Origin of the sequence: Corallococcus exercitus (assembly GCF_003611585.1) — a bacterium.
Classification (GTDB): domain Bacteria; phylum Myxococcota; class Myxococcia; order Myxococcales; family Myxococcaceae; genus Corallococcus; species Corallococcus exercitus.
This window is the reverse complement of record NZ_RAVW01000027.1, coordinates 33,827-42,049: the sequence shown is the minus strand read 5'-3', so window position 1 is coordinate 42,049 and position 8,223 is coordinate 33,827. Positions and strand designations below refer to the sequence as shown.

Here is an 8,223-nt window from a genome sequence, read left to right as displayed (position 1 = left end):
ATCCTGGCCCGTGACGCCAGTGCCACCGCTCGCCCCCACCCCTCCCGCGGAGCCCGCGGCACCGGTGCCACCGGTGCCAGCCACGAGGCGCGTAGCGTGCAGTGTGGTGTCCACACTGTTCACGACCTTGAGCACCACCGAGGCTCCGCCATCGTTTCCAATGTTCGCCGAGGCGATCTGTAGCGAGTCCAGCAGGACGCCTGCATCCGTCACGTCGCGCACCGTGAACGCGAGCGCGCCGCCGTCGAAGAACGTGCTGCCGCCGCCGTCCTTGAACCGGTCCCAGTAGTCGTTGCCTTCGCCGCGCCACGTGTACCCGCCGTAGAGCGAAACAGGCATGTCCACCACGGACGCGGGCTCGTTGTACGTGCCGGTGCCCAGGTACACGATGTTGCGCCCCGTGCCACCGTCGCGGATCTCCCGGAGGGCGCGTGCCAGGGTCTGGAACGGCTTCTTGCGGGTCCCGTCGTAGGCGTCGTCCCTGCCGCGCACCGGATCCACGAAGTAGCCCGCGTCCGCGACACCGTCGATGCCGTCGCAGTCGTTGTCGAAGCCGGTCAGGTCCGGGTAGTCCACGCCGCCATCACCGCAGGGGGGAGGCGTGGTGTCTCCACCGTCGCCTCCATCGCCCGCGTCCTCCCCGCCGTCGCTGCCACCGTCTTCGTTCGCCTGCGGTCCACAGCGGCCCGCGTCCTGGCAGCCTTCATAGGCGGCCTGGAAGTCACTGCAGCCACCCATGCCGAGCACCGCACCGAACACCGCGCTCAGCGCGCCGACCTTCCAGAGGTTCCGCATGGCTCTCCCCGTGCTCACTGCCACGTCCCGGCGAAGCTCAAACCACCGCCCTGCGGCGTGAGCGTCACGGACGGCTGAACATTCGTCTGCTTCACCGGCAGGAAGTACATCAGCGCGCCCGCCGCGATGGCCGCCGCGCCCACTCCGATGCCCACCACGCCAAGCGTCTGCGAACGCTTGCCGGAGTCGCGGACCTTCTCCGCATCACTCAGGTTGGGGTACTCGTTGTTGTTCAGGTCGCTGAGCTTCCCGCGCGACTGCACGTAGAACACCGTCCCCACACCCGCGAGCACCACGCCGCCCGCCGCCGGCACCCACGCCCACTTGCGCCGTCCCGGGGTCTCCCCCGTCGGCGTGCCACTCAGGCCCAGGTCGGTGGGCGGCTGCACGCCCGGCGTCAGGTCCGGCCCCGGCACCGGCTGCTTCTCTCCCGGCGTCACGTTGGGCGTCTGCTGCGCCACGGGCGGCGTCACCGGCGGCGGTGCCACCGGCTCCGGACGCAGCACCCGCAGCGTGCGCGGCACCACCACGTCCAGCGACTTGTTGAGCGCGTCCAGCACCTGGTCCTCGCTCACACCAGGGACGGACTCCTCGACGAGCGGCGCGCCGTCGTGCGCCGTGTACACGCGCACGCCCGCCTTGTACGCGTTCAGGTACGGGCCAATCTCCGTCACCATCACCACGTCCGTCTTCGCCGCGATGCCCAGCGACGCGATGCAGGACGGCTGCGTGCGGTTGCAGCGCATCATCGCCGTGCGCTTCTTCTTCGGCAGCGTGCGCGTCACGTCCTCCACGCGGATCACCTCCAGGCCGCGGGCCTTGAGCTGCTCGGCCACGTGCTCCTGGGCGGTTCCGATGAGGTAGCGCGGCGTTCCCCGCGTCACGTCCGTCGGCGCCAGCAACACGGTGACGGGTTTCGCGGAGGATGGAAGCGCGGGCGCCTGGGCGACCACCAGGGTGAGCGCGGCGAGGAAGGGGATCAACACGGGAGCACTTTCACCCCGACCCGTCCTCCTCGCAAGGTCAGGATTCGCGGACCCGCGTGGTGGGACAGGGCCCCACCCACCCGGGGGCGACGCCGGTGTCCGGCGCACGGCGCCCCGCGTGGATGCATCACGTCACCGGTGCACGGGGAACCCGGAGGGTCCCCAGGTCACGGCGCGGCTACCGGCGCGGACGCTCCGGCGCGGGACGGATCTGCGTCTTCTCCGACGTGTTCAGCTCCGTCTTCGGCCGGTCGTCGTCCTCGTCCTCGTCCAGGTCGTCGGAGGGCGCTGGCGGAGGACCCGGCGGACGGCGCGTGGGCGTCGCACCCGCGCGCAGGGTGTTGGGCGGCGGAGCGCCGGGGCGCGCGGGCGCGGGCGGCGGACGGCGCGGCGGCGGCGTGTTGCGCGCGGGCGGCGCCTCCGCGAGCAGGTCCTCGGACACCTGCACCAGCGGTTCGGAGGGCGGAGAGGCGCGGGTGTCCTCCTGCTCCGCGAACGGGTTGCGCGTGGGCGGCGGCGTCTTGTCGTCGTCCTGCGAGGGCGGCGGGCGGGGCGGCAGCGAGGGGCGCAGCGCCGGCGCGGCCTTCATGGGCGGCGGCGGCGCGGCGGCGGGCTTGGACGGAGGCGCCGCCTGCTTGGGGCCGGACACGGGGCCGTCCGGCGCCGCGTTGCGGAGCACCTCTTCGAAGCGGGCCCAGTCCTCCTTGAAGTGCGCCGGATCCGGCAGTCCCTGCTCGCGGTGCTTCAGCGAGGGGGCCCAGCGCAGGGTGTACGCTTCGCCCACGTGGAAGCTGGGCGGGGGCGGCACGCCGTAGGTGGCCGGGTCGAAGAAGGCGTCGTCCAGGTCATCGAAGCCGTACGCGCGGGCCTTCTGGATGAAGTTGGGGATGATGCCGGTGGGCGCGTGGTAGCCCAGGATGTTGCCGTGCTCGTCCTTGGCGACGGGCGTGAAGACGAAGATGTCCTGGGTGCGGTACTCGCCCTTCTCCGTGAGGGGCAGCACCTCCGACAGGGCAATCGTCTTGCGGCTGCCGTCGTGGAGGCGCTCGCAGCAGATGACGAAGTTGATGGCGCTGGCCACCTGGGCGCGCACGGCGACCATGGGCAGCTCCACGGACGACATGAGGCACAGGGACTCGATGCGGCGCAGCGTGTCCGTGGGCGTGTTCGCGTGCGTGGTGGCCAGCGAGCCGCCGTGGCCGGTGTTCATGGCCTGCATGAGGTGGAAGGCCTCGCCGCCGCGCACCTCGCCCACCACGATGCGGTCCGGGCGCAGGCGCAGCGCGGAGTGCAGCAGGTCTCCCATGTCCACGGCGCCCTTGCCGAACTTGTCGGCGGGGCGGGATTCGAAGGCCACGATGTGGGACTGGTTGAGCTGGAGCTCGGCGGAGTCCTCGATGGTGAGGATGCGCTCCTCGTCCGGGATGAGGGACGAGACGATGTTGAGCAGCGTCGTCTTGCCGGAGCCCGTGCCGCCGGCCACCAGCATGTTGAGCTTGGTGGCGATGCCGGCCTCGATGAGGCGCGCCATGGGCTTGGTCAGCGACTTGAACTTCAACAGCGAGTCGATGGTCAGCTTGTCCTTGAAGAACTTGCGGATGGAGATGGTGGTGCCGTTGCGCGCGATGGGCGGAATCACCACGTGGATGCGGCTGCCGTCGGGCAGGCGCGCGTCCAGGCGGGGGCGCTCCTCGGACAGGGGACGGCCCACGAACTGGGCCATGTTGCGCGCGGCGCCCAGCAGGCCTTCGTCGGAGAAGGAGGCATCCGTCTTGATCAGCCGGCCCTTGCGTTCGATCCACACGTCGGTGGGGCCGTTGATCATGATTTCCGACACCGACTCGTCGTCCAGGTAGGCGAGGACGGGCTTGAGGAAGGCGCGGAGCGACTCGGTGTACATCGTCATGGCGGGCGCAAGGCTAGCGCGCCCCGGCCCGAGCCCCAAGCTCCCGCCCTGACTGCCTGCTCGCTTTCCGGTGCGGCGTTCCGGCACGATGCCGCCCAGGAGGCCATCCGCCTTCCATTTTCAGGGAAGGAGACTCCAGCCCATGCGCGGTCCCTTGGGATGCTGCCTGGTGCTCTGGCTCGGGGGCTGCGCGTCTTCCGCCACCCTCGACCCGGACCTTGTGCGGCCCGAGCCCGGGGCTCCCTTCCTGGAGGAGCTGCAGGGCCCCCTGCTGGGCCCTTACGAGTCCGCCTCCGATGCGCTCCTGGCCGCGTGCGGGAAGCTCCTATCGAAGCCTCACGCCAGCGCGGGCCGTCCGGATCATCCCAGCTTCGACACCCACTGGCGTGTCTCCAGCGAGTACTGCGCATGGCTGTATTACACGCCAGAGCATCAGTACGCCGTCAGCCGACTCACCGACCAATCGAGGATTGATCCCTCTCAGCGCAGCAAGAGTTGCCTGCTGCCCTCCAGGGTCGCCGACGCGCGGTATCCCGCGGACGCAATCCGCTACATCTACGCCCTTCACAACCATCCCTATGGAAGCGCGCTGTCCTCGAACGACCTGCGCTTCATCGTTTCCGAGGGCCGAGCGCACGGCTTCGAAACCGAAACGAAGAACGGACGCGTGCGGCTCTCCATCGTCGCGTTCTTCTCCAATGTGACGGAGCCGGCGTCGTGCGACGGCTTCCACCAGTACATTCCCCTCACGGGGCAGTTGCTGAAGTGGACACGCACCGCATCGTCGGGGTGGCAGTGCGAGCAGACGGGGCGCGTCACGTGGCACGATGCGGAGGCATTGGACTTCACCATCCAGAAACTCCAGGGCCCCTGCCTGAGGGGAGCAGGGCCATGAGGCGGCTGCTGCTCATGGGCACGCTCCTGTGCGCCGGGTGCATGCGGCGCGAGGCGAACCCGCCCGACGTGCTGGCGTCGGAAGACCGCTCCATCCTCTTCCCGGAGATGTTCTCCCGAGAGGCGCTGCCCGTCGGAGCACCGGGACAGACGTACTTGTTGGAGGGGAGCCTGCTGCAAGCCATGGTCGTTGCGGCCGACGACTTCCTTTCCCGGGCGCGGGAGGGACAATCCTGCTGGAGCCGGAGGGAGGCCCATCGCTTCTGGGTCCTCCGTGAAGGGGACGTCGCCTTCGTGCGCATGGACCTGGACCCGCGGGCCTGTGAGTCCGGTGGGCTGCTTCTGGACGGAGGGGCCACCTACGCGGTTCGGCTGTCGGACGGGCGCATCCTGCGGCGGCTCTACGACGGCGAGCCGGGTGGCCCTGCTGTCCCCGGCAGCCCCGACGCGGGTGTATCCGCCGGGCTCTCGGATCCGTCCATTCCGGTGGGGGATACGTCCTGGGGTGAGCCGCTTCCCTCGTTTCCATCCCAGTGGATGGACGCAGGGAGTCCAGCACCCATCCCTGCACCCTGAGCGGCCCGCCTCCGCCACAAAGTTCGCCGTCCGGCACCGGGATGCAAACGCTTGCGCCTGTGGACACGCGCCCTGGTCTAGGGTGCGGCCCCACGGAGGGACATGAATGAGCCTGGCGGACGGGTTGCCCGAGGACTGGAAAGAGGTGCTGCATGACGCCATCCACGCGCCGTCGTTCAAGGAGCTGGAGAAGTTCCTGAAGCAGGAACGCAAGGAACACACCGTGTTCCCGTCGGAGGAGGACCTGTTCTCCGCGTTCCGCTTCACGCCCTACGCGGACGTGCGCGTGCTGCTCCTGGGCCAGGACCCCTACCACGGCCCGGGACAGGCCCACGGCCTCGCCTTCTCCGTGAAGCCCGGCGTGCCGCCTCCGCCCTCGCTCGTGAACATGTTCAAGGAGCTCCAGAGCGACGTGGGCGCACCGAAGCCTCGCGACGGGTCGCTCATCCCCTGGGCGAAGCGGGGCGTGTTCCTGCTCAACACCGTGCTCACCGTGCGCCAGGCCTCCCCCAACAGCCACGCGAAGCACGGGTGGGAACCCTTCACCGACGCCGTCATCCGCGCCGTCAGCGCCAAGGAGGACGCCGTCGTCTTCCTGCTCTGGGGCAAGCCCGCGCAGAAGAAGAAGGCCCTCATCGACGGGGACCGCCACGTCATCCTGGAAGGCGTGCACCCCTCGCCGCTGTCCGCCAGCAAGGGGTTCTTCGGGAGCAAGCCCTACAGCACCACCAACGCGGCGCTGAAGAAGCACGGCCAGCCCACCATCGACTGGACACTGCCCTCCTAGGAACGGGCCGCCGGTGGGTTGGCTATAGTGCCCGCCCACGATGGCCACGACCCTCCTCGAAGACGCCGCACGCACCCAGGCCGCCGAAGCCGTCGCGGCCATTGAGTCCCAGACGGCCGCCGAGGTCGTCGTGGCCGTGCGCCGCGCCTCCGGCAGCTACGCCCACACCGATGCCTGGCTGGGCGCGTTCGCCGCCTACGTCGTCTTGATGGTCCTCCTGTTCATCCCGCAGGAGATCCACCTCCTCGTCTTCCCGCCCGTGGTGCTGCTGTCCTACTTCGGCGGCATGCTGCTGGGCCGCCTCCTGCCGTCGCTGCGCCGCGCGCTCACCTCGCGCAAGGTCCAGGAGGCCTCCGTGCGCACCGCCGCGCGCGCCGCCTTCACGGAGCTGGGCGTGTCACACACGTCGCGCCGCACCGGCATCCTGGTGTTCGTCTCCGTGCTGGAGCGCCGCGTGGAGGTCGTCACCGACTACGGCGTGGACCCCTCGCTCATGGGCGCGGAGTGGCAGGACGCGCTCACGCAGCTGTCCGCCGCGCTGGCCGCGTCCACCGCGCCCGAGCCCTTCTTCCAGGCCCTGCGCCGCCTCCAGGCACCGCTGGCGCGCGCGCTGCCCCGTCTGGAGGATGACGTGAACGAGCTGCCGGACCTGCCCGGAGCCGTGGCGTGAGGCGCTCTCCCTCCGTCCTCCTCCTCGCCGTCGCGCTGTTCGTCGGGCTGGGCCTGGCCTCGCTCCCCGACGCGGAGGCGCGCCCCGGCGGTGGCAGCACCTACCGCGGCTCCAGCCGGAGTTCGTCGAGCAGCCGCAGCTCCAGCAGCCGCAGCTCGTCGTCCTCCTCCTTCGGCTCCGGCAGCCGGTCTTCCTACAGCTCCGGCAGCCGCTCCTACGGCTCCAGCGGTTCGTCGTCCTCGAGCGGGGACGGAGGAGGAGCGTTCGGCGGCTTCTGCATGCTCATCGTCTTCGTGGGCGTGGTGGCCATCGTCGTCATGAACATGAAGTCGGGCGCGGGCCAGCAGGACTGGAGCACGCTCGCACCCCACGCGCCGCCTCCGCCCCAGCGCCAGGGCTCGCTGCGCACGAAGCTCGCGAGCCTGGCCCGTATCGGGCCCAAGGGGTCGGACGGGTCGATGCAGCCGCTGGACCCGGAGTTCTCCATCGTCCTCTTCGAGGACTTCGTCTATTCGCTCTTCGCCCGGGTGCACGAGGCGCGCGGCGGCGACCGCCTGGACACGCTGGGCGGCTGGCTGTCCGACGAGGCCATCGGCTCGCTCCGGCGGCTGGGCACGCCGGACGCGGTGAAGGCCGTGGTGGTGGGCGCCGTGACGTACGAGGAAGTGAACGGCGTGAATCCGAACAGCCGGCGCGTCCGCGTCGTCCTGCGCTTCGAGGCCAACTACACGGAGGCCTCCTCCGGCTCCGAGCAGAGCTGGTACGTCGCGGAGGAGTGGTTGCTGGAGCGCGCCGCGTCCGCGAAGTCCCGGTCCCCCGAGGACGTGCGCGCCTTCAAGTGCCCGAACTGCGGCGCGCCGCTGGAGTCCGTGCACGGCCACAAGTGCTCGTACTGCGACACGGTGGTGAACACCGGCGAGTTCGACTGGGTGGTGACGCGCGTGACGTCGCGGGAGCGCGAGCGGCGCGGCCCCCAGCTCACCGGCACCACGGAGGAGCAGGGCACGGAGCTGCGCACCGTGAAGGACTCGCGCGCGCAGGAGCGGTTGAACGCGCTGCTGCACGACGACCCGGAGGCGACGCCGCTGGCCCTGCGCAAGCGCCTGGAGTTCATCTTCCACGAGATGCAGACGGCGTGGGCGAAGCGCGAGTGGCAGGGCATGCGGCCCTTCCTCAGCGACAACCTCTTCCAGACGCAGCTCTACTGGATCAACGCCTACCGCGAGGCGGGCCTGCGCAACATCACGGAGAACGCGCACATCACCAACCTGGTGCTCGCGCGCGTGACGCGGGATGCGTACTTCGACGCCGTCACCCTGCGCGTGTACGCCGCCAGCCTGGACTACACGGTGCGGGACCAGGACGGGCAGGTCGTGGGCGGCAGCCGTTCCCGCGAGCGCGCCTACAGCGAGTACTGGACGCTCATCCGCGGCCGGGGCGTGCACGGCAAGCCCTCCACGCAGAAGCAGTGCCCGTCGTGCGGCGCTCCGCTGTCCATCAACATGGCCGGCCACTGCACGCACTGCCAGGCGCGCGTGACGTCCGGCGAGTTCGACTGGGTGCTCAGCCGCATCGAACAGGACGAGTCGTACCAGGGCTGAGCCGAGTT

The 8,223-nt window shown here is 70.2% G+C and carries 8 protein-coding genes; 5 read left to right on the top strand and 3 right to left on the bottom strand.

Annotated features, from left to right (window positions below; translation table 11 throughout):
* From D7W79_RS05975 to D7W79_RS05965, 3 genes are all read right to left on the bottom strand, one after another.
* The coding region (locus tag D7W79_RS05975) for a DUF1565 domain-containing protein (RefSeq protein WP_120524358.1) at positions 1 to 795 on the bottom strand (795 nt) is incomplete at its 3' end.
* 14 nt (positions 796 to 809) lie between these two features.
* Positions 810 to 1,781 (bottom strand): hypothetical protein, encoded by a 972-nt coding sequence (locus D7W79_RS05970; protein WP_147441812.1) that lies wholly within the window; start codon positions 1,779 to 1,781, stop codon positions 810 to 812.
* A gap of 178 nt (positions 1,782 to 1,959) precedes the next feature.
* Positions 1,960 to 3,687, bottom strand: a complete 1,728-nt coding sequence (locus tag D7W79_RS05965; protein ID WP_120524356.1) for a TadA family conjugal transfer-associated ATPase — start codon at positions 3,685 to 3,687, stop codon at positions 1,960 to 1,962.
* Between the two features lie 142 nt (positions 3,688 to 3,829).
* On the opposite strand from D7W79_RS05965, the gene D7W79_RS05960 reads away from it, so the two are divergent.
* From D7W79_RS05960 to D7W79_RS05940, 5 genes are all read left to right on the top strand, one after another.
* A complete protein-coding gene (locus D7W79_RS05960; protein WP_120524355.1) occupies positions 3,830 to 4,582 on the top strand; it encodes a hypothetical protein in 753 nt (250 codons plus the stop codon).
* Positions 4,579 to 5,157 (top strand): hypothetical protein, encoded by a 579-nt coding sequence (locus D7W79_RS05955; RefSeq protein WP_120524354.1) that lies wholly within the window; start codon positions 4,579 to 4,581, stop codon positions 5,155 to 5,157. The genes D7W79_RS05960 and D7W79_RS05955 overlap by 4 nt, the downstream gene beginning before the upstream one ends.
* A gap of 106 nt (positions 5,158 to 5,263) precedes the next feature.
* Positions 5,264 to 5,944 carry a uracil-DNA glycosylase gene (locus tag D7W79_RS05950; protein ID WP_120524353.1) on the top strand — a complete coding sequence of 227 codons (681 nt, stop codon included), beginning with the start codon at positions 5,264 to 5,266 and terminating at the stop codon, positions 5,942 to 5,944.
* Positions 5,945 to 5,984: 40 nt separating this feature from the next.
* Positions 5,985 to 6,614: a TPM domain-containing protein gene (locus tag D7W79_RS05945; RefSeq protein WP_120524352.1), complete on the top strand. Its 630-nt coding sequence runs from the start codon at positions 5,985 to 5,987 to the stop codon at positions 6,612 to 6,614.
* A complete protein-coding gene (locus tag D7W79_RS05940) occupies positions 6,611 to 8,215 on the top strand; it encodes a TIM44-like domain-containing protein (protein WP_120524351.1) in 1,605 nt (534 codons plus the stop codon). Before D7W79_RS05945 ends, D7W79_RS05940 begins: the two co-directional genes overlap by 4 nt.
* Positions 8,216 to 8,223 lie beyond the last annotated feature (8 nt).

What these genes read in the sequence shown, in the direction of transcription:
- D7W79_RS05945 (WP_120524352.1), top strand. Translation starts at nt 5,985, where the DNA reads ATGGCCACGACCCTCCTCGAAGACGCCGCACGCACCCAGGCCGCCGAA.
- D7W79_RS05965 (WP_120524356.1), bottom strand. Translation starts at nt 3,687, where the DNA reads ATGACGATGTACACCGAGTCGCTCCGCGCCTTCCTCAAGCCCGTCCTC.
- D7W79_RS05950 (WP_120524353.1), top strand. Translation starts at nt 5,264, where the DNA reads ATGAGCCTGGCGGACGGGTTGCCCGAGGACTGGAAAGAGGTGCTGCAT.
- D7W79_RS05960 (WP_120524355.1), top strand. Translation starts at nt 3,830, where the DNA reads ATGCGCGGTCCCTTGGGATGCTGCCTGGTGCTCTGGCTCGGGGGCTGC.
- D7W79_RS05955 (WP_120524354.1), top strand. Translation starts at nt 4,579, where the DNA reads ATGAGGCGGCTGCTGCTCATGGGCACGCTCCTGTGCGCCGGGTGCATG.